At 59.2% G+C, this 21,996-nt stretch carries 24 protein-coding genes; 14 read left to right on the forward strand and 10 right to left on the reverse strand.

Going from position 1 to position 21,996, the window contains the following annotated elements; all coding sequences use genetic code 11:
- On the forward strand, nucleotides 1–200 hold a 200-nt coding region (locus tag H2Z84_RS21075), incomplete at its 5' end, for a hypothetical protein (RefSeq protein WP_220272678.1).
- Nucleotides 201–402: 202 nt separating this feature from the next.
- Here the strand turns inward: H2Z84_RS21075 and trxA are convergent.
- The 10 genes from trxA to H2Z84_RS03555 all read right to left on the reverse strand — a co-directional run bounded on the left by trxA (nucleotide 403) and on the right by H2Z84_RS03555 (nucleotide 10,333).
- Nucleotides 403–765, reverse strand: coding sequence for a thioredoxin (gene trxA, locus H2Z84_RS03510; protein WP_181834754.1), 363 nt, complete (start codon nucleotides 763–765; stop codon nucleotides 403–405).
- A gap of 188 nt (nucleotides 766–953) precedes the next feature.
- Nucleotides 954–1,286 carry a 5-carboxymethyl-2-hydroxymuconate Delta-isomerase gene (locus H2Z84_RS03515; protein ID WP_181834755.1) on the reverse strand — a complete coding sequence of 111 codons (333 nt, stop codon included), beginning with the start codon at nucleotides 1,284–1,286 and terminating at the stop codon, nucleotides 954–956.
- A 16-nt stretch (nucleotides 1,287–1,302) separates the two neighbouring features.
- On the reverse strand, nucleotides 1,303–2,253 hold the full coding sequence (locus H2Z84_RS03520) for a class I SAM-dependent methyltransferase (RefSeq protein ID WP_181834756.1): 951 nt from the start codon (nucleotides 2,251–2,253) through the stop codon (nucleotides 1,303–1,305).
- Nucleotides 2,254–2,369: 116 nt separating this feature from the next.
- Nucleotides 2,370–2,894 carry a pantetheine-phosphate adenylyltransferase gene (gene coaD / locus H2Z84_RS03525; protein WP_059286369.1) on the reverse strand — a complete coding sequence of 175 codons (525 nt, stop codon included), beginning with the start codon at nucleotides 2,892–2,894 and terminating at the stop codon, nucleotides 2,370–2,372.
- Between the two features lie 179 nt (nucleotides 2,895–3,073).
- Nucleotides 3,074–4,045, reverse strand: coding sequence for a peptide ABC transporter ATP-binding protein (locus H2Z84_RS03530; RefSeq protein WP_103524968.1), 972 nt, complete (start codon nucleotides 4,043–4,045; stop codon nucleotides 3,074–3,076).
- Nucleotides 4,045–5,016, reverse strand: coding sequence for an ABC transporter ATP-binding protein (locus H2Z84_RS03535; RefSeq protein WP_059286367.1), 972 nt, complete (start codon nucleotides 5,014–5,016; stop codon nucleotides 4,045–4,047). Before H2Z84_RS03535 ends, H2Z84_RS03530 begins: the two co-directional genes overlap by 1 nt.
- 10 nt (nucleotides 5,017–5,026) lie before the next feature.
- Nucleotides 5,027–5,950 carry an ABC transporter permease subunit gene (locus tag H2Z84_RS03540; RefSeq protein WP_181834757.1) on the reverse strand — a complete coding sequence of 308 codons (924 nt, stop codon included), beginning with the start codon at nucleotides 5,948–5,950 and terminating at the stop codon, nucleotides 5,027–5,029.
- 17 nt (nucleotides 5,951–5,967) lie between these two features.
- Entirely contained in the window at nucleotides 5,968–6,996 is a 1,029-nt protein-coding gene (locus H2Z84_RS03545; protein ID WP_124642529.1) for an ABC transporter permease subunit, read from the reverse strand.
- Nucleotides 6,997–7,435: 439 nt separating this feature from the next.
- A complete protein-coding gene (locus tag H2Z84_RS03550) occupies nucleotides 7,436–9,034 on the reverse strand; it encodes an ABC transporter substrate-binding protein (protein WP_181834758.1) in 1,599 nt (532 codons plus the stop codon).
- 177 nt (nucleotides 9,035–9,211) lie between these two features.
- A complete protein-coding gene (locus H2Z84_RS03555; RefSeq protein ID WP_181834759.1) occupies nucleotides 9,212–10,333 on the reverse strand; it encodes a beta-ketoacyl-ACP synthase III in 1,122 nt (373 codons plus the stop codon).
- Between the two features lie 328 nt (nucleotides 10,334–10,661).
- Here H2Z84_RS03555 and iscR point away from each other — a divergent pair, with 328 nt between their 5' ends.
- From iscR to H2Z84_RS03620, 13 genes are all read left to right on the forward strand, one after another.
- Nucleotides 10,662–11,156: a Fe-S cluster assembly transcriptional regulator IscR gene (gene iscR, locus H2Z84_RS03560; protein WP_124642523.1), complete on the forward strand. Its 495-nt coding sequence runs from the start codon at nucleotides 10,662–10,664 to the stop codon at nucleotides 11,154–11,156.
- 27 nt (nucleotides 11,157–11,183) lie between these two features.
- Nucleotides 11,184–12,401, forward strand: a complete 1,218-nt coding sequence (locus H2Z84_RS03565) for an IscS subfamily cysteine desulfurase (RefSeq protein WP_059286361.1) — start codon at nucleotides 11,184–11,186, stop codon at nucleotides 12,399–12,401.
- A 64-nt stretch (nucleotides 12,402–12,465) separates the two neighbouring features.
- A complete protein-coding gene (iscU, locus tag H2Z84_RS03570) occupies nucleotides 12,466–12,849 on the forward strand; it encodes a Fe-S cluster assembly scaffold IscU (protein ID WP_059286360.1) in 384 nt (127 codons plus the stop codon).
- 10 nt (nucleotides 12,850–12,859) lie between these two features.
- Nucleotides 12,860–13,183, forward strand: a complete 324-nt coding sequence (gene iscA, locus H2Z84_RS03575) for an iron-sulfur cluster assembly protein IscA (protein WP_103524974.1) — start codon at nucleotides 12,860–12,862, stop codon at nucleotides 13,181–13,183.
- Nucleotides 13,184–13,268: 85 nt separating this feature from the next.
- Nucleotides 13,269–13,802, forward strand: a complete 534-nt coding sequence (gene hscB, locus H2Z84_RS03580) for a Fe-S protein assembly co-chaperone HscB (protein ID WP_103524975.1) — start codon at nucleotides 13,269–13,271, stop codon at nucleotides 13,800–13,802.
- 59 nt (nucleotides 13,803–13,861) lie between these two features.
- Nucleotides 13,862–15,721 (forward strand): Fe-S protein assembly chaperone HscA, encoded by a 1,860-nt coding sequence (hscA, locus tag H2Z84_RS03585; protein ID WP_181834760.1) that lies wholly within the window; start codon nucleotides 13,862–13,864, stop codon nucleotides 15,719–15,721.
- A gap of 9 nt (nucleotides 15,722–15,730) precedes the next feature.
- Nucleotides 15,731–16,072, forward strand: a complete 342-nt coding sequence (gene fdx, locus H2Z84_RS03590) for an ISC system 2Fe-2S type ferredoxin (protein WP_103524977.1) — start codon at nucleotides 15,731–15,733, stop codon at nucleotides 16,070–16,072.
- 131 nt (nucleotides 16,073–16,203) lie between these two features.
- On the forward strand, nucleotides 16,204–16,398 hold the full coding sequence (gene iscX / locus H2Z84_RS03595; RefSeq protein ID WP_103524978.1) for a Fe-S cluster assembly protein IscX: 195 nt from the start codon (nucleotides 16,204–16,206) through the stop codon (nucleotides 16,396–16,398).
- Between the two features lie 170 nt (nucleotides 16,399–16,568).
- On the forward strand, nucleotides 16,569–17,213 hold the full coding sequence (locus H2Z84_RS03600; RefSeq protein ID WP_181834761.1) for a glutathione S-transferase family protein: 645 nt from the start codon (nucleotides 16,569–16,571) through the stop codon (nucleotides 17,211–17,213).
- Between the two features lie 86 nt (nucleotides 17,214–17,299).
- Nucleotides 17,300–17,917 (forward strand): uridine kinase, encoded by a 618-nt coding sequence (gene udk / locus H2Z84_RS03605; protein ID WP_181834762.1) that lies wholly within the window; start codon nucleotides 17,300–17,302, stop codon nucleotides 17,915–17,917.
- Nucleotides 17,918–18,399: 482 nt separating this feature from the next.
- Nucleotides 18,400–19,674: an amino acid deaminase gene (locus H2Z84_RS03610; RefSeq protein ID WP_181834763.1), complete on the forward strand. Its 1,275-nt coding sequence runs from the start codon at nucleotides 18,400–18,402 to the stop codon at nucleotides 19,672–19,674.
- A gap of 74 nt (nucleotides 19,675–19,748) precedes the next feature.
- A complete protein-coding gene (locus H2Z84_RS03615) occupies nucleotides 19,749–21,101 on the forward strand; it encodes a GntT/GntP/DsdX family permease (RefSeq protein WP_181834764.1) in 1,353 nt (450 codons plus the stop codon).
- A gap of 31 nt (nucleotides 21,102–21,132) precedes the next feature.
- Nucleotides 21,133–21,996, forward strand: coding sequence for a MurR/RpiR family transcriptional regulator (locus H2Z84_RS03620; RefSeq protein WP_181834765.1), 864 nt, complete (start codon nucleotides 21,133–21,135; stop codon nucleotides 21,994–21,996).

Genomic DNA, 21,996 nt, shown 5'->3' on the forward strand with positions numbered 1-21,996 from the left:
GCAAGTATTTGGCTTTCGCCAAGTACTCACACCTATCGGTTATTCTGTTTTTTAAAGAGCGGTGCAGGTCGCTGCGTTTCGTTTCCGTCGCTGCGTTGTCTGCTGAGGAGGCGAACTATACCGCCACGCCCACCCCTCGTCAACACTTTGTGCGAAGAAATCTGCAGATTCTGGCCAAATACCGCCCCACAGCGCGCTAAGTGACTGAGGGGAAAACAATTATGCCATGGGCGTTTTATTACAGCTTTGCTGCGGATGCACAGTAGCAGGCGGCGTAGTGGCTGCTCCGGGTACTGAAAAACAGCCTGGCTGGCGCAAAAGGGAGTCACTCTACCGACACAGACAGCAAAAAGCCCGGCTCGCGCCGGGCTTTTTATCGGAAACATGAATCAGCAGCTGCAATCACTCGTCCTGTGCAGCGATATCTGCCTTGATCTTTTCCATGTCCAGATCACGCAGAGCCTTGATCAGCTCTTCAAACTGCGCCGGCATCATAGCACCAGACTGATTGAACACGATGATGCCATCCTTGAGTGCCATCAGCGTGGGGATGGAGCGGATCTGGAAGTGCGCAGCCAGTTCCTGCTCTTCCTCGGTATTGATCTTGCCGAACACGATGTCAGGATGCTTGAGCGCCGCAGCTTCGAAGGTAGGGCCAAACATCTTGCATGGACCACACCATTCGGCCCAGAAGTCGAGAATGACGATGCCACCCTTGTCGACGGTTTCATTAAATGTGCTGCCGGTAATATTGATGGTGGCCATGTAGCGCTCCCTTCCGGTGTTGCGACACCGCGGATAAGTAATAGCAGCAGAGATGGGACTGGCGGCGGCATTTGCAAGTGCTGCCACCATGGTTTGTCGCAATCAGGCTGATTGTGTCTGGCTATCCCGCACAAGACAAAGGCCCACTGAGTGGGCCTTGGCTCTCTATATATAGTGTGCTGCGCGATTTACAGTAGCAGCTTGCTATAACTTTCTTTTTCCATCTGGCAGATTTCCACACACAGCTGGGTGCCTGCAGGCCCTGATACGTGCTGTTGCAATACCGGCAGCAGGCTGGCGGACAGTTGTTGGCGGGTAGCCAGATCTCGTCCGGTCAGAATGTGCAGTTGCAGGTGAACAAATGGGTGAGCACCAGGCTCGGTGCCGGTCAGCCAGTGATCCAGCGGGATGGCCCGGCTTTTGATATCAACAGCCTGAAACTGCCCGCTGCCCAGCAGTGCCTCGTTGATGGCCAGCAAGGTGGCCGGCACATCCAGCTGCAACCCGCTGCTGTATTGCATGATGATTTGCGGCATGTCAGCTGGCTTTCTTTTTAAGCTGATAGCACTGGTGAATCTTGCGGTTGCGGAAGTCTTCCGGCACCGACTGGGCGCTGATATCGCGGATGTGATAGTCCTCGGCCAGCCGCTCGTCCAGCACGAAGCTGCGCAGGTTATTGGAGAAGTACAGTGTGCCGCCCGGCGCCAACAGCGCCATGGCGTAGTCGATGAGCCAGACGTGATCGCGCTGGACATCGAGAATGTCCTGCATTTTCTTGGAGTTGGAGAAAGTGGGCGGGTCCATGACGATGAGGTCGAACTGCTTGCCCTCGTCTACTGCCTGCTCCAGATACTGGAACACATCGGCGCGTACCAGCTGATGGCGCGCCAGATCCAGCCCGTTCAGTTCGAAGTTGCGGCGCGACCAGTCTTGATAGGTATTGGACATGTCGACGGTTTCGGAACTGACCGCCCCGCCAGCGCCGGCGTAAACGGTAAAGCTGCCGGTATAGGCAAACAGATTGAGAAAGCGCTTGCCGGCAGCTTCTTCGCGTACCCGCTTGCGGGTGTTGCGGTGATCGAGGAACAGGCCGGTATCCAGATAGGCATCCAGATTGACGATGAAGCGCTGGCCGAACTCCTCCACGGTGAAGTCATCACCCAGCTTGCCCACTTTCTCGTACTGGCTGACGCCCTTCTGGCGGCGGCGGCTTTTCAGGGTGATGGCCTGCGGTGCGCGGCCGGTGACCTCGGCAATGGCGGCGATGATGGCAGCGATCCACTGCTGATAGACGTCTTCTTCCATTGCCCAACCGGTGTCGTATTCCTGCAGGTGCACGCGCTCGCCATATAGATCCACCGCCAGCGGAAACTGCGGTACATCCTTGTCGTAGACGCGCCAGGCATCCAGCCCCTGACGCGAGGCCCACTTGGCGTAGTGCTTGTAATTTTTCTGCAGCCGGTTGGCAAAGGCGGAGACATCGACCATAACATTCCTTGGCGACAGCAGCCGGTGTGGCCCTGCCGGGTAATTCATTCGGACAAAAACAAACGCGCGCCAGCATAAGCTACCGGCGCGCGCATCAGCAAGTCCTGCTTTACCGCCTATTCAGGCTGATACATGGCGATCAGCTTGCGATAGACCGGCTCGGGCAGATACTGGCGAATCATGTTCTGCCAGCCACGCGGGCCAACCAGGCCCTTGACCATGGTGGAGGACACTTCGGCATATTCCCGCGGTGGCAGCAGGAAGATGGTGGTGATGTCCGGGTGCAGGTCCGAGTTGATGTAACGCATGGTGCGTTCGTATTCGTAGTCGCTGGCGGTACGAATGCCGCGAATGATGTAGTTGGCGCCGATACTCTGGGCGTAATTCACCAGGAACTGGTTTTCGAACACGTCGACCCGCAGCTTGTTGAAGCCACGAGTGACGGCACGCAGCATCTCGACGCGCTCATCCACACTGAAGGTACAGTGTTTTTCCGGATTCACGCCGACCGCCACGATGAGTTCGTCGAACAGCTCTACCGCTTCGCGAATCATCCACAAGTGACCGTTGGTGACCGGGTCAAAACTTCCGGCGTACACGGCTCTTTTCAATTCTCGCTTCCCTTTGGATGTGTGTGCCATGGCGACTGTATCGTGCAGAGTAAGGGGGGTAAAGGCATTTTTGTTGCAGTGCGCCAAAAATGCGGCAGAACGGCGGGCTTTTGCGTCTTTTACATCATGATTGCAGATCATTCTGGTGCAAGAAGCAAGAAAGGCCGACAAAAAGCCGGCCTTAGTCATAAAAACCGCACCGGAATGGGTCAGCTATTGATGTTTTCCGCGTGATGGCAGGCAATCATCCGCTCGTCGAGCGCACGCAATTCGGGCACTTCCTGCTGGCAACGCTCGTTGGCAAACGGGCAGCGTTTGTGGAAGGTGCAGCCAGATGGCGGATTCAGCGGGCTGGGCAGTTCGCCATGAATCTTGATCTTGATGCGGCGGTCTTCCGGATGGATCGATGGCGTGGCCGACAACAAGGCCTGGGTATAAGGATGCAGCGGACGGGAGTAGATCTTTTCCTTGGCCCCCACTTCCACCGCGCGTCCCAGATACATCACCATCAATTCATCTGCCACGTGCTCCACCACCGCCAGATTATGCGAGATGAACACATAGGCGGTGTTGAACTCTTCCTGCAGATCCATGAACAGGTTGAGCACCTGCGCCTGGATGGATACGTCCAGCGCCGAGGTCGGCTCGTCGGCCACCACGATGCGGGGATTGAGCATCATGGCGCGGGCGATGGCGATACGCTGACGCTGGCCGCCAGAGAACATGTGTGGATAACGGTAGTAATGCTCGGGGCGCAAGCCAACCCGCGTCATCATGGCGCGCACGCGTTCTTCGCGCTCGCTGGCGGACAGGCTGGTATTGATTTCCAGCGGCTCACCCAGCTGGGTGCCAATCTTCTGGCGCGGATTGAGCGAGGCGTAGGGGTTCTGGAACACCATCTGCACCTTGGTGCGCATGGCTTTCAGTTCGGCCTTGCTGGCGGTGGCCGCATCCTGCCCTTCCAGCAATAGCGAACCGGCAGTCGGCGGCTCGATCAGCGTCAGCTGGCGGGCCAGTGTGGACTTGCCACAGCCAGACTCGCCCACTACCGCCAGCGTCTTGCCGGCAGTCAGTTCAAAGGAGACGCCATTGAGCGCCTTCACCTGGGCCGCCGGCTTGAAAAAGCCCTGGGCGACATCGTAATAACGGGTGAGATCCCGTGCCTGCAATACGGTGCTCATCATGCCTCCTTGGCCGTAATCGGGTAGTGGCAGCGTACGACGCCACCTTCAATAGCGGTCAGGCCCGGACGTTGGGCCTTGCACTTATCCTGGACATAAGGACAGCGCGGAGACAACAGGCAGCCGCTTGGCCGGTCGTACTGCCCCGGCACGATGCCGGCCAGCGTGGACAGGCGATGCGCCCCCTTGCTGTGTTCCGGGATCGACTTGAGCAGGGCCTCGGTGTAGGGATGGGCCGGTTTACGGAAGATACCTGGCACCTTGGCCATTTCGGCGACTTGCCCGGCATACATCACCGCCACCTTGTGCGCCACTTCGGCCACCACGGCCAGATCGTGGGTAATCATGATCAGCGCCATGTTCTGGCTTTTTTGCAGATTGACCAGCAAGTCCATGATTTGCGCCTGAATGGTGACATCCAGTGCGGTGGTGGGCTCGTCGGCAATCAGCAGCTTGGGGCTACAGGCGATGGCCATGGCGATGACCACGCGCTGGCTCATGCCGCCGGACAGCTGGTGCGGATAGGCGGCCAGACGGCTGGCTGCCGCCGGGATTTCCACCATTTCCATCAACTCCAGCGCACGCTGCTTCAACGCAGCACCACGCAGGCCCTGATGGATTTTCAGCACTTCCATGATCTGGTAACCCACGGTGTAGCTGGGGTTAAGCGAGGTCATCGGGTCCTGGAAGATCATGGCGATATCCTTGCCGACGATCTTGCGCCGCTCGCGCGCCGAGATGGTGAGCAGATCCTTGCCATCAAACTGCAGGGTATCCGCCACGATGCGGCCCTGACCTTCCAGCAAGCCCATCATGGCCATCATGGTGACCGATTTACCCGAACCGGACTCGCCGACGATGCCGACGATTTCGCCCTGCTCAACCGTCAGGTCCAGCCCTTCCACTGCACGGAAAGGATTGTGTTGCGAACCGAACTCCACCGAGAGGTTCTTGATTTCCAGCAGACTCATACATCCCTCCTCAGGCGGCGCGCTTCAGTTTCGGATCCAGCGCATCGCGCAGGCCGTCACCCATCAGGTTGATAGCCAATACCGACAGCAAAATGGTCAGGCCAGGCAGCGACACCACCCACCAGGCACGCTCGATGTAATCACGGGCGGATGCCAGCATGGTGCCCCACTCCGGCGTGGGCGGCTGTACCCCCAGGCCGAGAAAGCCCAGCGCAGCAATTTCCAGAATGGCCGAAGAGAAGCTCATGGTCGCATGCACGATCAGCGGTGCCATGCAGTTGGGCAGCACGGTGTTGAACATCAGGCGGAACAGCCCGGCGCCAGACACGCGCGAGGCGGTGACGTAATCACGGTTCAGCTCGGTCATGGCCGAGGCGCGGGTCAGCCGCACATAGGCCGGCAACGACACCGTGGCAATAGCGATCATGGCGTTCATCAGGCCAGGCCCCAGAATGGCCATGATGGCCACCGCCAGCAATAGCGAGGGCAGTGCCATCATGATGTCCATGACACGCATGATCACGCCGCCCAATACCTTGGGGAAGAATGCGGCCAGCAGGCCCAGTACCACCCCGGGAATCAGCGCCAGCAGCACCGAGCACAGGCCGATGAACAGCGACAGGCGCGCACCGTAGATCAGGCGCGACAGGATGTCGCGGCCCAGTTCGTCGGTCCCCAGCAGGAAGGCCGTGGAACCGCCATCCAGCCAGGCCGGCGGCGTCAGCAGATGATCACGGTACTGCTCGATGGGGCTGTACGGTGCCACCAGCGGTGCCAGAATGGCACACAGCAGCACGATACTCATGAAGATCAGCCCGGCCACCGCGCCCTTGTTATAGGAAAAGCCCTGCCAGAACTCCTTGAATGGCGAAGGGTAGCTCAGCGCCGCATCTTCGGCAGCCGACGCGACGGTAGAGGTGTTTGCATTAGTCATAGCGATACCTGCAAGCGTTATTTGGCGTGACGGATGCGCGGATTGGCGACACCGTACAGAATATCCACGATGAAATTGGTGACGATCACCAGCGTGGCCACGATCAGGATGCCGTTTTGCACCACCGGGTAATCGCGGCGGCTGATGGCATCGATCAGCCATTTGCCGATGCCGGGCCAGGAGAAGATGGTTTCGGTCAGCACCGCACCACCCATCAGCGTGCCCACTTGCAGGCCGATCACCGTCAGCACCGGAATCAGCGCATTACGCAGGGTATGTACAAAGATGACACGGGCCGGCGACAGGCCCTTGGCACGGGCGGTACGCACATAGTCTTCGCGCAGCACTTCCAGCATCGAGGAGCGGGTCATCCGCGCGATCACCGCCAGCGGAATGGTGCCCAGCACGATGGCCGGCAGGATCAGATGCATCAAGGCATCCTTGAACGCGCCAGCATTGGCGGCCGGATCGGCTGCTTCGGCCAGCCAGGTATCAATCAGCATGAAGCCGGTACGCGGCGTGATGTCGTAGGCCAGGTCGAGCCGCCCGGAAACCGGCGTCCAGCCCAGCTTGACCGAGAAGAACATGATGAGAATCAGGCCCCACCAGAAAATCGGCATGGAAAAACCGGTGAGCGAAATGCCCATCACACCATGATCCAGAATCGAGCCGCGCTTGATGGCAGCAGTGACACCAGCCAACAAGCCGAACACCACGGCAAACAGCATGGCGGCCAGCGCCAGCTCCAGCGTGGCGGGAAACAGCGTCTTGAACTCAACCCAGACACTGCTTTTGGTTACCAGCGACTCACCCAGATTGCCATGCAGCAGATTACTGATGTAATCGATATATTGCGCATACAACGGTTTATCCAGGCCAAGACGGTGCATGGCATCAGCATGCATCTGCGGATCCAGCGTGCGCTCACCCACCATGACTTCGACCGGATCACCGGGAATCATACGGATAAGACCGAAAGTCAGCAGGGTAATGCCGAAGAACGTGGGAATCAGTAAACCCAGTCTGCGGAAAATGAAAGACAACATACGTACTTCTCCCGTGAATCCACCCTGCCTTGCAGCATGGCAGATGGACACCGTTAATTCAGACCCAAAGCGTGGATTTGGATGACGATACCGGTAACAGGGAGGAATGCGGGAGAGCCGAAGAGAACAACAAGAGGGTGTCGGGCAGAAGACGCCAGCTGAACCACCCACCTACATCAGCCACGTCTTCGCCACGACGGAGTGAAGATATCACCCGCACACGGCTACGCCTTTGATACAGGTCAAGCCTGTCACCACGGCGCTGGCACGCCGGCCTCTGCGTCCTGCTGCTTATCCTGCTTCCTGCTGACATCCCTGCCTGTGGTGCCGGCAACTGCGCGTCCTTCTCTGATGGAAGGATAAGGCAGTGTTATATGCAAAACATCGGGGGCTTGCGCCCCCGATGTTCAACACTTCCCCGCAGGGAAGCATGCTGGCATTACTTCAGGCTGACACCATAGAAGGAGTTCAGGCCGAAGGGGCTGACCTTGAAGCCAACCACCGACTTGGACATCGGCTGTACCACGGTGGAGTGGGCAACCGTGGTGTACGGCAGTTGCTGCTTGAAGATTTCCTGTGCCTTGCTGTACAGCTTGGTGCGCTCGGCCACATTGGTGGTGCGCTTGGCTTTTTGCAGCAGGTCTTCAAACGGCTTGTAGCACCACTTGGCGAAGTTGTTGCCGTTCATGGCTTCGCAGCCCAGCTGGGTGCCCAGCCAGTTGTCCGGATCACCATTGTCACCCGTCCAGCCGATCAGCATGGCATCGTGCTCGCCAGCCTTGGCGCGCTTGATGTACTCGCCCCATTCGTAGGTGGTGATCTTGGCCTTGACGCCGATCTTGGCCCAGTCAGCCTGGACCATTTCGGCCATCAGCTTGGCATTGGGGTTGTACGGACGCTGAACCGGCATCGCCCACAGGGTGATGTCAAAGCCGTTCGGGTAGCCAGCCTTGGCCAGCAGTGCCTTGGCTTTTTCCACGCTGTACGGCGCATCTTTCAGGCTCTTGTTGTAGGACCACTGGGTCGGCGGCATCGGGTTGGTGGCGGCCTGGCCTGCACCCTGATATACGGCGTCGATGATGGCTTTCTTGTTGACAGCCATGTCCAGCGCCTGACGCACTTCCAGCTTGTCCATCGGCTTGTGCTTCACGTTGTAAGCCAGGTAGCCCAGATTGAAGCCGGCCTGGGAAATCACGTTCAGCTTGCTGTCAGCCTTCATGGCCGCGATATCGGTCGGGCGCGGGAAAGCGGTGATCTGGCATTCGCCAGCCTTCAGCTTCTGGAAACGTACCGAGGGATCGGTGGTGATGGCAAATACCAGGTTGTCGACTTTAGGACCGTCGGCCTTGTCCCAGTACTGCTTGTTGGCAGCAAAACGGATCTGCGCATCTTTCTGATAACGCTTGAAGATGAAGGGACCGGTACCTACCGGCTGCTGGTTCAGCAGTTGCGGTGTACCAGCCTTCAGCAGCTTGTCGGCGTATTCGGCCGACTGAATGGAGGCAAAGCTCATCGCCAGGTTCTGCAGGAAGGCAGCATCGATGCTCTTCAGAGTGAACTTGACGGTGTTGGCATCCAGCTTTTCGACTTTGGTGATGTTTTCATCCATGCCCATATCGGTGAAATACGGGAATTCAGTCGGGTAGGCTTTGCGGAAAGCGTTGTTCTTGTTGAGCATGCGGTCGAAGGTAAACACCACGTCGTCCGCACTGAAGTCACGCGTCGGCTTGAAGTAATCAGTAGTCTGGATCTTCACACCCTTGCGCAGGTGGAAGGTGTAAGACAGGCCATCGGCAGCGACGTCCCACTTTTCAGCCAGGCCCGGCACTACCTTGGTGCCACCGCGCTGGAATTGCACCAGACGGTTGAATACGGTTTCGGCAGCGGCATCGAAGTCGGTGCCAGTGGTGTACTGACCCGGGTCGAAACCGGCCGGGCTACCTTCCGAGCAATATACGAGCGTACCAGCAGCTTGCGCGGCCATCGAGGCCGTGGCGATCAGGCCGGCGGCCAGCAGCATTTTTTTTGCAGCTTGCATGTGTTCTTTCCTTTTCCTTTGTACAGACTTCGTGTTTTTTATCGATCGTCCGATCTCATTAAGCGCCTTTTGGGCTGCTTTGGTCGGATACATTATGCAGAGAGGGGCAGTTTGACAAGCACCCCTCCCCTGTTTTCAGTCATTAATTGCGCGTGCACAGTAGTTGTCAGGCAAAAACTAGCACTTTTTCACCACAACACTGCCGACTGAATAACCGGCACCAAACGAGGAAATGACACCAACATCGCCGCTTTGCAGAGCATCACGGCACAGATGAAAAGCAATGATCGAGCCAGCCGAGCTGGTATTGGCATAGCGATCCAGGATCACCGGTGCTTCCTGCTCCTGCGCATCGCGGCCCAGCACGCGGCGGGCAATCAGCTGGTTCATCGCCAGATTGGCCTGATGCAGCCAGAAACGGCTGACCTGCTGCGGCTGGATGTCCAGGCTTTCCAGATGCTGCACGATGTGCTCACCCACCATCGGGCACACTTCCTTGAATACCTTGCGCCCCTGCTGCACAAACAGCTTGTCGGTCTGGCCTATGCCCTGCTCATCGCAACGATTCAGGAAGCCGAAATTGTTGCGGATATTATTGGAGAACACGGTAGCCAGACGGGTACCGAGGATTTCGAACTGCTCGGCCGCACTGGCCGACTCGGCAGCTTCCAGCACGATGGCGGTGCAGGCATCGCCAAAAATGAAATGGCTGTCGCGGTCGCGGAAATTAAGGTGAGCCGAGCAGATTTCCGGGCTGATCACCAGCACCGCGCGCGCCTGGCCGCTCTGGATGGCATTGACTGCAGTCTGGATGCCGAAGGTGGCCGAAGAACAAGCCACATTCATATCAAAAGCGTAGCCCTGCACACCCAGCGCCTGCTGAATCTCGATGGATACCGCCGGATAGGGGCGCTGCATATTGGAGCAGGCCACCAACACCATATCGATATCAGCGGCGCTTCTACCTGCCTGGGCCAGCGCGGCCGTGGCCGCCGCCACGCCCATTTCGGCCTGGATGGACAATTCATCATTGCTGCGTTCCGGCAGATAAGGTGCCATCCGCGTTGGATCCAGCACCCCATCCTTGTTCATCAGGAAACGCTGCTTGATGCCGGAAGCCTTCTCGATGAATTCGGCACTGGATTCAGCCAGCGCGCTCAGGTTGCCAGCGGCAATTTCTGCGGCATGCTGCTGGTTGTATGCTGCGACATACTGATTGAAAGCAACAACCAGTTCTTCGTTGCTGACGGCATGCGGCGGGGTAAACAGGCCGGTGCCGCTGATGACCACTTTCTTCATATTCCCTGTCTCTCTGACAAAAACACCACCAGCAATATGTTTCGCTGTCACCACGGCAAGCAGTGCAGCAGCAGCGCACAGCAGGCGGTATTTGTGATTGCACCCATGTAAACGGGCGTTTGCTCGAATAATACACCAAGCCCTGCACAGCCTGTAATTAATGCCCCCGGCCGTTTATAAACCTAGTAAAATGCTCAACTTTGCTGCACTTGCGTCGCAGGTCTGGGATGCTTTGCAACAACCATGTCCGCATGGATGAATTTATAGTTGACCAAATTAGTCGGGAATTGGGTATAATAAGCCCAACCACCCACCGGAGTTTAAGATCATGCGTCTCACCACCAAAGGCCGCTTTGCGGTAACCGCCATGCTGGACCTTGCCATGCGCGAAGCCAATGGCCCGGTGACACTGGCCGGCATCAGCGAACGCCAGAGCATTTCCCTTTCCTACCTGGAACAACTGTTTGGCAAACTGCGCCGTTCCGAACTGGTTGACAGCGTGCGCGGCCCTGGCGGCGGCTACACCCTGGCCCGCGTACCGGCCGACATCTCGGTGGCTGACATCATCGCCGCCGTGGATGAGCCGGTTGACGCCACCCAGTGCGGTGGCCGCGAAAACTGTCATGACAATCACCGCTGCATGACCCACGACTTGTGGACCAACCTGAACGCCACCATTTTCGACTATCTGGCCAAGGTCACCCTGGGCAGCCTGGTTGAAAAGCAGCGCGCCAAGGAAGCAGCAGCCAAAGATAGCAATGTAATGCAGGACAAGCGCGAAAGCAGCACTCGTACCGCTGCCTCCGCCTCCAGCGCACTGTAAGCGCACCGCATCCCCGGAGAATTGATAATGAGTCAGCTCAAGCTTCCCATCTACCTCGACTATTCGGCCACTACCCCGGTCGATCCCCGCGTTGCCGCCAAGATGATTCCCTATCTGACCGAGCAGTTCGGCAACCCGGCGTCGCGCAGCCACAGCTTTGGCTGGACGGCAGAAGAGGCGGTAGAGAATGCGCGGGCAGAAGTGGCCAAGCTCCTGAATGCCGACCCCAAGGAAATCGTCTGGACCTCCGGTGCCACCGAGTCTGACAACTTGGCCATCAAGGGCGCCGCCCAGTTCTACAAGAGCCGTGGCAAGCACATCATCACCGTCAAGACCGAGCACAAAGCGGTGCTGGATACATGTCGCGAGCTGGAACGCCAAGGCTTTGAAGTCACTTATCTGGGCGTGCAGGAAAATGGCCTGATCGACATTGAAGAATTCAAGGCGGCCATCCGTCCGGACACCATCCTGGTGTCGGTGATGTACGTCAACAATGAAATCGGCGTGATCCAGGATATTCCGCAAATCGGCGAAATCTGCCGTGAAAAAGGCATCATCTTCCATGTCGACGCCACCCAGGCGCCGGGCAAGGTGAAGATGGACATGAATGTGCTGAAAGTGGACCTGATGAGCCTGTCGGCTCACAAGGCCTATGGCCCCAAGGGCATCGGTGCCCTGTATGTTCGCCGCAAACCACGTGTGCGTCTGGAAGCACAGATGCACGGCGGTGGCCATGAGCGCGGTTTCCGTTCCGGCACCCTGCCCACCCATCAGATCGTCGGTATGGGCGAGGCTTTCCGCCTGGCCCGCGAAGAGATGGACAGCGAGAGCGAACGCATCCGCATGCTGCGCGACCGCCTGTGGAACGGTATCAAGGACATGGAAGAGGTGTACATCAACGGCGACATCGACCAGCGTGTACCGCACAACCTCAATGTCAGCTTCAACTTCGTCGAAGGGGAAAGCCTGATCATGGCGATCAAGGACTTGGCAGTTTCCAGTGGTTCGGCCTGCACCTCGGCCTCGCTGGAGCCTTCCTATGTACTGCGCGCACTGGGCCGTAACGACGAGATGGCACACAGCTCCATCCGTTTCACCCTGGGCCGCTTCACCACCGAAGAAGAAATCGACTTCGCCATTGCGCTGTTGAAAGATAAAATCGGCAAGCTGCGCGAACTGTCCCCACTGTGGGAGATGTTCAAGGAAGGCGTAGACCTGAATTCGGTACAGTGGGCCGCACACTGAACTATCAATGATTTACGGGGTGGGCCAGCCAGTTTGGCCGGCCCCGTCAGCAGGAGAGAGAACCATGGCATACAGCGACAAGTTGATGGATCACTACGAGAACCCGCGCAATGTAGGTTCCTTCGAAAAGGGCGATGACAGCGTGGGCACCGGCATGGTGGGCGCTCCGGCCTGTGGCGACGTGATGAAGCTGCAGATCAAGGTCAATGCCGACGGCGTGATCGAAGACGCCAAATTCAAAACCTATGGCTGTGGCTCAGCCATTGCCTCGTCGTCTCTGGTCACCGAGTGGGTGAAAGGCAAATCGCTGGACGAAGCCATGGCGATCAAGAACACCGCCATCGCTGAAGAACTGGCCTTGCCGCCGGTGAAGATTCACTGCTCCATCCTGGCCGAAGACGCCATCAAGGCAGCAGTCAGCGACTACAAGCAAAAGCACGGCAAGTAAGGAGCACGACATGGCTATCACTCTGTCCGCCAGCGCGGCCAACCACGTCAGCCAGTTTCTGGCCAAACGCGGCAAAGGCCTGGGCATCCGTCTGGGGGTGAAAACCTCCGGCTGCTCCGGCATGGCCTACAAGCTGGAGTTCGTCGACTCGGCCATCGAGGACGACATCACCTTCGAGAGCCATGGCGTCACCGTCTTCACCGATGCCAAGAGCCTGGCCTATCTGGACGGCACCGAACTGGATTACACCAAGGAAGGGCTCAACGAAGGTTTCAAGTTCAACAACCCCAACGTGAAAAACGAATGTGGTTGTGGCGAAAGCTTCAACGTCTGATTGCGCGCCTTCGCGCCACACTGCCGTGGATGGCCGCCCCTAGCGGCCATCTGCCAGCCAACCTGCAGTTTCCCAGCCCAAGGCCATGACCACCGAATTCTCCCAGGATTTCTTTCAGCTGTTCGGCCTGTCGCGCCGCTTCGCGCTGGATAGCCAGCAACTCGAACAATCCTGGCGTGCCGCCGCCGCCGCCGTCCACCCAGACCGCTACGCCAGCAGCCCGGATGCGGAAAAGCGCATGGCACTGATGCAGGCTACCCACGTCAACGAAGCTTATCAGACGCTGAAAAGCCCACTGCGCCGTGGCCGTTACCTGCTATCGCTGCAGGGTGTGGATACCCAGGAAGAAACCAATACCAGCATGCCGCTGGATTTCCTGATGGCGCAGATGGAATGGCGCGAAAGCATAGAAGAAGCGCGCGACAGCAGTGATGTCGATGCACTGGAAGCCCTGTCCTCCCGCCTGCGCAGCGACAAGCGCGCACTGGAAGCCGAACTGGGAAATGCTCTGGATAGCACAGCAGACTTGGACGCGGCTGCGGTGATGGTGCGAAAATTGCGCTTTCTGGAAAAACTCGATCAGGAGATCGGCGACGCCATCGAAACCCTGCTTGGCTAAGCCGTCACCACTGGCACCGCTGATGTTTCTGCTCACGCGACAACAATAAAGATTCCGTCATGGCTCTACTACAAATCGCCGAACCCGGCCTGTCCGCAGCACCACACCAGCACCGCCTGGCTGTGGGCATTGATCTTGGCACCACCAACTCGCTGGTGGCCACGGTAAGAAGTGGCGCCACCACCGTACTGGCCGACGAGTTTGGCCGTAGCCTGCTGCCCTCGGTCGTACGCTATCAGGATGGCGGCCAGGTGACCGTGGGCTACGATGCCCAGCGTGAACAGAACCATGACCCGCACAACACCATTACCTCGGTAAAACGCTTCATGGGACGCGGCCTGTCCGATATCAAGGATGCCGGCAGCCTGCCCTACCGTTTTGTCGATGCCCCCGGCATGGTGCAATTGCACACGGTGGCCGGGGTAAAAAGCCCGGTGGAAGTATCGGCCGACATCTTGCGTGCGCTCACCCAGCGTGCTGAAGCCAGCCTGGGCGGTGAGCTGACCGGTGCCGTGATTACCGTACCGGCGTATTTTGACGACGCCCAGCGCCAGGCCACCAAGGATGCCGCCCGGCTCGCCGGCCTCACCGTACTGCGCCTGCTGAACGAACCCACCGCCGCCGCCATTGCCTACGGTCTGGACAATGGCGCAGAAGGCACTTACGTGGTGTACGACCTGGGCGGTGGTACTTTTGACATCTCCATCCTCAAACTCACCCGTGGTGTCTTTGAAGTGCTGTCCACCAGTGGCGACTCTGCCCTGGGTGGCGATGACTTCGACCACCGCGTGTATTGCTGGATTCTGGAACAAGCCGACCTGCATGGCCTGTCCGCCCAGGACACCCGCCTGTTGCTCACCCGTGCCCGCGAAGCAAAAGAAGCACTCACCGAGCACAGTGATACCCGCATCACCGCCATCCTGTCCGATGGCAACGCGGTAGACCTGACCCTGGATCAGGACACCTTCCGCCAGATCACCAAGACCCTGGTCGACAAGACCCTGCTGCCGGTGCGCAAGGCCTTGCGCGATGCCGATATCAGCGCTGTCGACGTCAAGGGTGTGGTGATGGTGGGCGGTGCCACCCGCATGCCGCATATCCAGAAAGCCGTGGCCGACTTCTTCGGCCAGCCGCCCTTGACTAATCTGGACCCGGACAAGGTGGTTGCTCTCGGTGCCGCCATCCAGGCCAATGTACTGGCCGGCAACAAGGGCGAGGACGAATGGCTGCTGCTGGACGTGATTCCGCTGTCGCTGGGCATCGAAACTATGGGCGGCCTTACCGAAAAGATCATCCCGCGCAACAGCACCATCCCGGTGGCGCGCGCGCAGGAGTTCACCACCTTCAAGGATGGCCAGACCGCCATGTCCATCCATGTGCTGCAGGGTGAGCGCGAACTGGTGGCCGACTGCCGCAGTCTGGCGCAATTCGTGCTGCGAGGCATTCCGCCCATGGTGGCCGGAGCTGCCCGCATCCGTATTACCTTCCAGGTAGACGCCGACGGCCTGCTGGCGGTATCTGCCCGCGAAATGACCAGCGGCGTCGAAGCCAGCATCGAAGTGAAACCCTCTTATGGCCTGTCCGACGACGCCATCAGCCAGATGCTGAGCGACTCGCTGGCCCATGTGCAGGACGACATCGAAGCGCGCAAACTGCGCGAAGCCATTGTTGATGCCGACAGCCTGCGCGATGCCACGCTGGCCGCGCTGCGCATCGATGGTGACCTGCTCACGGCAGAAGAAACCAGTGCCATCCAGCTGGTATTGCAGCAGCTGGAACAAGCCACGGCCAGCCATACAACACTGCAAGTCAACCAGGCCACCCATCGCCTGAACAAGGCCACCGAAGACTTTGCCGCCCGCCGCATGGATCGCAATATCCAGCGCGCACTCAAGGGCCAGAAAATTTCCGAGCTATAAGGACCCTCCATGCCACGCCTGATTGTGCTGCCCCACGCCGACCTCTGCCCCGAAGGCGCAGTGATCGACAACGCCGAAACCGGCAAAAACATCTGCGAGGTGTTGCTGGAACACGATATCGAAATCGAGCACGCCTGCGAGCTGTCCTGTGCCTGCACCACCTGCCACTGCATCGTGCGCGAAGGCTTTGATTCGCTGAATGAGGCGGACGAACTGGAAGAAGACATGCTGGACAAGGCCTGGGGGCTGGAATCGCAGTCGCGCCTGTCCTGCCAGGCGGTGATCGGTGACGAAGACCTAGTGGTGGAAATTCCGCGCTACACCATCAACCACGCCCGCGAACACCATTGATTTGCTCCCCGGCAGGGCTGCCCCTGTCGCCCTGCGACATGCCCTGCCGATAGACGCAATCTTTTACAAGAGCCATGCACAAAACCTGCACGCTAAGTTTTATGCATCGCCCCGGTACTCTGGAGAACGAGATGAAATGGACCGACGTTAACGACATCGCCATCGAGCTGGTGGAGAGCCATCCCGACATCGACCCCAAAACCGTACGCTTTGTCGACCTGCACAACTGGGTAATTGCCCTGCCAGACTTCGACGACGACCACAGCCGTGGCGGTGAGCGCGTGCTGGAAGCCATCCAGCAAGCCTGGATAGACGAGGCTGAATAAGCGCCGCGCCAAGCATACCGACGCCCTGACTTAGCGCAGGGCGTTTTGCATTTTCTCTTGCCCCGCCTCCCCGCCCTGCCACACTGGCTGCGTCTGACCGGCTGCTATAAGATGGTTCATCCCCCTACTCTGCCGCCGGTTCAAGGCGGTGTCGTCATGGAGCCTGAACCATGTTTACCCTGATCATCGGCAACAAGAATCTGTCTTCCTGGTCGCTACGCCCCTGGCTGGTGCTGAAAATGCTGAACGAGCCCTTCGAGGAAAAGCGTATCGACCTCACCGCCAGCGACTGCAAGACACGCATCCTCGCCTGCAACCCTGCCGGCAAGGTGCCGCTGCTGATCGACCAGCAGCTGCGCATCGGTGACAGCCTGGCCATCTGCGAATATCTGGCCGAATGTTTTCCCGCCGCCGGACTGTGGCCGGATGATGCTGCCACTCGCGCCATTGCCCGGGCCGTCGTGGCAGAAATGCACGCCGGCTTTGCCGCCCTGCGCAGCGAACTGCCGATGAATGTCTGTGGCGACTTCCCGGCCGCCTCACCAAGTGCAGCCGCCCAAGCCGACATTGCCCGTATCAGCAGCCTGTGGGAAAGCCTGCGTCAACAACATCAAGGCAATGGCCCCTTCCTGTTTGGCCAATTCAGCATCGCCGATGCTTTTTTTGCGCCGGTGGTATGGCGTTTTCACAGCTACCACGTCGCCCTGGACGGGCAGGCCGCCGCCTATGCCGCCCACATGCGCCAGCTCCCCGCCATGCAGGAATGGCTGGCCGCAGCGCAGCGGGAAGAACAGGCGTCCGCCTCCAGCAAATAAATACCGCAATCCTGATGGAACAACGCGCCATAACTCATTAAAATGGCGCGTTTTTTTATGCGTTATTGCGTCAAGAGGCTTACAGCATGACTACCCCGTTCATTATCGGCGTTGCCGGCGGCAGCGGCAGCGGCAAGACCACGGTAACCGCCAAGGTGCTGGAAACCATCGGTCCCGACATGGCGGCCGTCATCGTGCAGGACTATTACTACCGGGATCAGGCCCACCTGACCTTCGAGCAGCGCCTCGCCACCAATTACGACCACCCGCATGCCTTCGACTGGCCCTTGCTGATCGAGCATATCGAAGAGCTGCTAGCCGGCCGGCCCATCGAGATGCCGGTCTACGATTTCACCCACCACACCCGTGCGACAGAAACCATTACGGTAAAACCCGCTCCAGTCATCGTCATCGAGGGGCTGTTTCCGCTATACGATGCCGCGCTGCGCGACATGATGTCGCTGAAGATTTTTGTGGATACCGACCCGGACGTGCGCTTCATCCGCCGTCTGCAACGCGATATCCGCGAACGCGGCCGCAGCGCCGACCATGTGATCGAACACTACCTGGCCACCGTGCGTCCCATGCACAACCAGTTCATCGAGCCGACCAAACGCTTTGCCGACGTGATACTGCCGCATGGTGCCAACGATCCGGCGGTGGACATCATTACCACCAAGGTCGCCAGCCTGATCAGCAACTGAGGCAACTCAGCCTCCAGGCGGGCTACCACCACAGCCCGTCGCCATCTTTTCTCCCTCCCCCTTGCTGCAACTGCCGGCCAATAACAGGCGGACAGCTGCGTCATTTCCGCGGCAGCCGCCGGCCTCTCGCCATGCGCAGCCAGCTCCCCACCCCAGCTACGACTCTTGCCTAGCCGCTCTTGACTGGGAAATAGCCTCGTATTTCCACTGACTTAGCGGTTCCCGCTACCGCAGCCCGCTCCAGCACTGCCTACAAGCAGCTACCACCCCTGCCGTGAAGGGCGGCACGGTACATCCTTTAGGTCAGATGCCAGCAGAACAGACTTGCCGGAAAGTCAGCCCCGATTGTGTCGCAATAATGCCGCACTTAACCTGACCTAAAGACAGGTGTTTCCTGGCTTCTGTGAAATAAATTTTCAAAAATAGTGAATTTATTTACGTTTTTTGATAATTTTTTTCAAAACAATCATGAGGAGATGGCCATGGTTCAACAGGAACACGCAGCGCAGACGCTGAACCGCGCGACCAAGGGGCTGGGTGCCAGCCCAGCATCCTGTACCCTGCAACAGGTAGCCGGACTAGGTTGGAACATTCTGCGCGAGGATGTCAGCCTGCCGGTGGCATTACTGCGCCAGAGCCGTATCGAACACAATCTGCAATGGATGCAGCAGTTCATGCAGCGCTACGGCGTAGAACTGGCCCCGCATGGCAAAACCACCATGAGCCCGGCGTTATTCCACATGCAGCTGGCGCATGGTGCCTGGGGTATCACCCTGGCCACCGCCCCGCAAGTGCATGCTGCCTATCTGCATGGTATCCGCCGCTTCCTGCTGGCCAACCAGCTGGTGGGCAAGGCCAATATGGCCATCATCTCGCGCCTGCAACAGCAAGACCCCGACTTCAGCTTCTGCTGCATTGTCGACTCCGCCGCCAACGTTGATGCACTGGGCCGCTTCTTTGCCCAGAACGGGCAAACCTTGCGCATTTTGCTGGAATACGGCGTGGAAGGCGGCCGTACCGGTGTGCGTTCACCGCAGCAGGAAGATGAAGTGCTGGCGGCGATTGCCCGCTGGCCACAATCGCTCAGCCTGATCGGAGTGGAAATCTACGAGGGCGTGCTGCAACAGGAAGAAGACATCCGGGCCTTCCTGCGCAGCGTGGTGGCCCGTACCCGCGAGCACGCCGCGCGCCGGCTGTTCCGTGAAGAGAAAATCCTGCTCAGCGGTGCCGGCTCGGCCTGGTACGACGTGGTGGCCGACGAGTTCTCCGGCCTCGACCTGGGCCAGCCACTGCAGGTGCTGCTGCGCCCCGGCTGCTATCTCACCCACGATGTCGGCATCTATCTGCATGCCGAACAGCGCATCCAGAGCAATAACCCGGTGGCCCGCGAAATGGGGCGCAGCCTGCAGCCGGCACTGCAATTGTGGGCTTATGTGCAATCGATCCCGGAAAGTGGCCGCGCCATCATTGCACTGGGCAAGCGCGATGCTGCTTTCGATGCCGGCCTGCCGCAAGTATCACTGCATTTCCGCCCTGGCAGCAGTACGACACCACAGCCGGCTCCGGCTGACTGGATCGTCAGCGCCATGATGGACCAGCACGCCTTCATGCGTATTCCGGCCGATGCCGACCTGCAGGTGGGCGACATGCTGGCCTTCGAGATATCCCATCCCTGCCTCACCTTCGACAAATGGCGTCAGCTGCTGCTGGTGGACGATGCCCTCAATGTCACCGGTGCGGTGGAAACCCTGTTTTAGACCAGAAGCACCACCAAGACCGCCCCCGCAACGTACGGGGGCGGCACCTCCCCCCTACTACAAGGAGAACCCACATGACCCCAGTCCTGGGCAGCCAGCTGTTGCTGTATGCCGCCATCGCCATTATCGCGCTGGTGATTCTGATTGCACGTTATCGCATCAACCCCTTTATCGTCCTGACGGTGGTTTCCATCGGCCTGGCCCTGGCCGCACAGATGCCGGCCAAGGACATCATGGCCGCCTATGAAACTGGCGTGGGCAAAACACTGGGCCATATTGCGCTGGTGGTGGCATTGGGCACCATGCTGGGCAAGATGATGGCCGAATCGGGCGGTGCCGAGCGCATTGCCCTGACGCTGATCGATAAGTTCGGCGAGAAGAACGCCCACTGGGCCATGGTATGCATCGCCTTTGTCTGCGGCCTGCCGCTGTTCTTCGAGGTGGGCTTCGTGCTGCTGATTCCGATTGCCTTTACCGTGGCCAAGCGCGCCGGGGTATCCATGCTGCTGGTCGGCCTGCCCATGGTGGCTGGCCTGTCGGTAGTACATGGACTGGTACCGCCGCATCCGGCTGCCATGCTGGCCGTGAGCGAATACGGTGCCCAGGTAGGCAAGACAGTGTTCTACGCCATTATTGTCGGCGTGCCCACCGCCATCATCGCCGGGCCGCTATTTGCCAAATTCATCGCACCGCGCATTGATCTGCCAGCAGAAAACCCGATTGCCAGCCAGTTTACCGAGCGTGAAACCGGCAAGCGCGAACTGCCAAGCTTTGGCATCACCATCGCCACCATTTTGCTGCCGGTGTTCCTGATGTTGCTGGGTGGCTGGGCCAATGTATTGACCGACAAGGGCAGCGCCATGAACGGCCTGTTGCTGTTCATCGGCAACTCGGTCATCGCCCTGTTGATCGCCACTCTGGTCAGCTTCTGGACGCTGGGTATTGCCCGTGGCTTCAGCCGCGACAACATCCTCAAGTTCACCAACGAATGCCTGGCCCCCACGGCCGCCATTACCTTGCTGGTGGGCGCGGGTGGCGGTCTGAACCGCATCCTGATCGAAACCGGTGTCACCAAGGAAATCATTGCCCTGTCGGCAGAATTCCAGCTGTCACCCCTGCTGCTGGGCTGGTTACTGGCGGTGCTGATGCGGGTAGCGACCGGCTCGGCCACGGTTGCCATGACCACCGCCGCCGGCATTGTCGCCCCCATTGCCCTGGCCAGCGGCTATCCGCACCCGGAATTGCTGGTGCTGGCCACCGGTGCCGGCTCGCTGATTCTGTCGCACGTCAACGATGGCGGTTTCTGGCTGGTCAAGGAATACTTCAACATGACCGTTATCCAGACCCTGAAAACCTGGACTGTTCTGGAAACCCTGATCTCCGTCGTCGCCTTCCTGCTGACCCTGGGCCTGGCCCAGCTGCTGTAAGCGCACGACCGCACCTGAAGAAAGCCCTAGCGTGGACATCCTGTATCTGATTCGCAGTCGTCTGGACCAGCTCAGCCCAACCCAGCTGAAAGTCGCCGAAGCCATTCTGGACGACGTCCGTTTTGCCGCCTCAGCCGGCATCGAACAACTGGCAGCCAAGGCTGGAGTCAGCCCGGCAGCGATGTCACGCTTTGCCAAGGCCATGGACTGCGAGGACATCCGCACCCTGCGCATGCGGCTGGCACAGGCTGCCACGGTGGGGCAACGCTTTCTGGATGGCAGCCCGGCACCCGCCGAACCAGCCAGCTTTTTCGGCAACATCGTCAGTGATATTGAAAAGACCCTGCGGCGCCACCTGGCCGGTTTTGATGAGCAGCAATTCAGCGCGGCCGTCGACCTGATCAGCCAGGCCGATCGCCTGGTGGCTTTTGGCATGGGCGGTGGCTCCACCGTATTTTCCGACGAGCTGCAATTCCGCCTGGTCAGGCTGGGACATATGCTGACGGCCTATCACGACCCGGTGTTGATGCGCATTACTGCGGCCACGCTGGGGCCACATGATCTGCTGATCGTGCTGTCCACCACCGGCATCACACCCGAACTGCTGGCGGCAGTGGACATCGCCCGAGGCTACGGTACCCGCCTGCTGGCGCTGACCCGGCCGGACAGCCCGCTGGCACGCCGTGCCGATGTGGTGCTGCCGGTATTCCTGGACGAAACCGACTTCATCTACAAACCCACAGCGGCCCGTTACGGCATGCTGCTGGCGGTAGACATCCTCGCCACCGAGCTGGCACTGCGCCAGCCGGAGCACAGCCAGGAGCTGCTGCGCCGCGTCAAGCTGGCACTGGACGACTACCGCCACGGCGAAGACCGATTGCCGCTTGGAGACTGA

Origin of the sequence: Aquitalea aquatica (assembly GCF_013911085.1) — a bacterium.
GTDB classification, from domain to species: Bacteria; Pseudomonadota; Gammaproteobacteria; order Burkholderiales; family Chromobacteriaceae; genus Aquitalea; species Aquitalea aquatica.

Excerpts from the sequence above, each read along its gene's own strand:
- coaD (WP_059286369.1), bottom strand. The coding sequence starts at position 2,894 with ATGGCACACACATCCAAAGGGAAGCGAGAATTGAAAAGAGCCGTGTAC.
- H2Z84_RS03555 (WP_181834759.1), bottom strand. The coding sequence starts at position 10,333 with ATGAAGAAAGTGGTCATCAGCGGCACCGGCCTGTTTACCCCGCCGCAT.
- udk (WP_181834762.1), top strand. The coding sequence starts at position 17,300 with ATGACTACCCCGTTCATTATCGGCGTTGCCGGCGGCAGCGGCAGCGGC.
- H2Z84_RS03600 (WP_181834761.1), top strand. The coding sequence starts at position 16,569 with ATGTTTACCCTGATCATCGGCAACAAGAATCTGTCTTCCTGGTCGCTA.
- iscX (WP_103524978.1), top strand. The coding sequence starts at position 16,204 with ATGAAATGGACCGACGTTAACGACATCGCCATCGAGCTGGTGGAGAGC.
- hscB (WP_103524975.1), top strand. The coding sequence starts at position 13,269 with ATGACCACCGAATTCTCCCAGGATTTCTTTCAGCTGTTCGGCCTGTCG.
- iscU (WP_059286360.1), top strand. The coding sequence starts at position 12,466 with ATGGCATACAGCGACAAGTTGATGGATCACTACGAGAACCCGCGCAAT.
- H2Z84_RS03515 (WP_181834755.1), bottom strand. The coding sequence starts at position 1,286 with ATGCAATACAGCAGCGGGTTGCAGCTGGATGTGCCGGCCACCTTGCTG.
- hscA (WP_181834760.1), top strand. The coding sequence starts at position 13,862 with ATGGCTCTACTACAAATCGCCGAACCCGGCCTGTCCGCAGCACCACAC.
- H2Z84_RS03540 (WP_181834757.1), bottom strand. The coding sequence starts at position 5,950 with ATGACTAATGCAAACACCTCTACCGTCGCGTCGGCTGCCGAAGATGCG.
- H2Z84_RS03530 (WP_103524968.1), bottom strand. The coding sequence starts at position 4,045 with ATGAGCACCGTATTGCAGGCACGGGATCTCACCCGTTATTACGATGTC.
- H2Z84_RS03610 (WP_181834763.1), top strand. The coding sequence starts at position 18,400 with ATGGTTCAACAGGAACACGCAGCGCAGACGCTGAACCGCGCGACCAAG.
- H2Z84_RS03545 (WP_124642529.1), bottom strand. The coding sequence starts at position 6,996 with ATGTTGTCTTTCATTTTCCGCAGACTGGGTTTACTGATTCCCACGTTC.
- H2Z84_RS03535 (WP_059286367.1), bottom strand. The coding sequence starts at position 5,016 with ATGAGTCTGCTGGAAATCAAGAACCTCTCGGTGGAGTTCGGTTCGCAA.
- fdx (WP_103524977.1), top strand. The coding sequence starts at position 15,731 with ATGCCACGCCTGATTGTGCTGCCCCACGCCGACCTCTGCCCCGAAGGC.
- iscR (WP_124642523.1), top strand. The coding sequence starts at position 10,662 with ATGCGTCTCACCACCAAAGGCCGCTTTGCGGTAACCGCCATGCTGGAC.
- iscA (WP_103524974.1), top strand. The coding sequence starts at position 12,860 with ATGGCTATCACTCTGTCCGCCAGCGCGGCCAACCACGTCAGCCAGTTT.
- trxA (WP_181834754.1), bottom strand. The coding sequence starts at position 765 with ATGGCCACCATCAATATTACCGGCAGCACATTTAATGAAACCGTCGAC.
- H2Z84_RS03550 (WP_181834758.1), bottom strand. The coding sequence starts at position 9,034 with ATGCAAGCTGCAAAAAAAATGCTGCTGGCCGCCGGCCTGATCGCCACG.
- H2Z84_RS03520 (WP_181834756.1), bottom strand. The coding sequence starts at position 2,253 with ATGGTCGATGTCTCCGCCTTTGCCAACCGGCTGCAGAAAAATTACAAG.
- H2Z84_RS03565 (WP_059286361.1), top strand. The coding sequence starts at position 11,184 with ATGAGTCAGCTCAAGCTTCCCATCTACCTCGACTATTCGGCCACTACC.
- H2Z84_RS03615 (WP_181834764.1), top strand. The coding sequence starts at position 19,749 with ATGACCCCAGTCCTGGGCAGCCAGCTGTTGCTGTATGCCGCCATCGCC.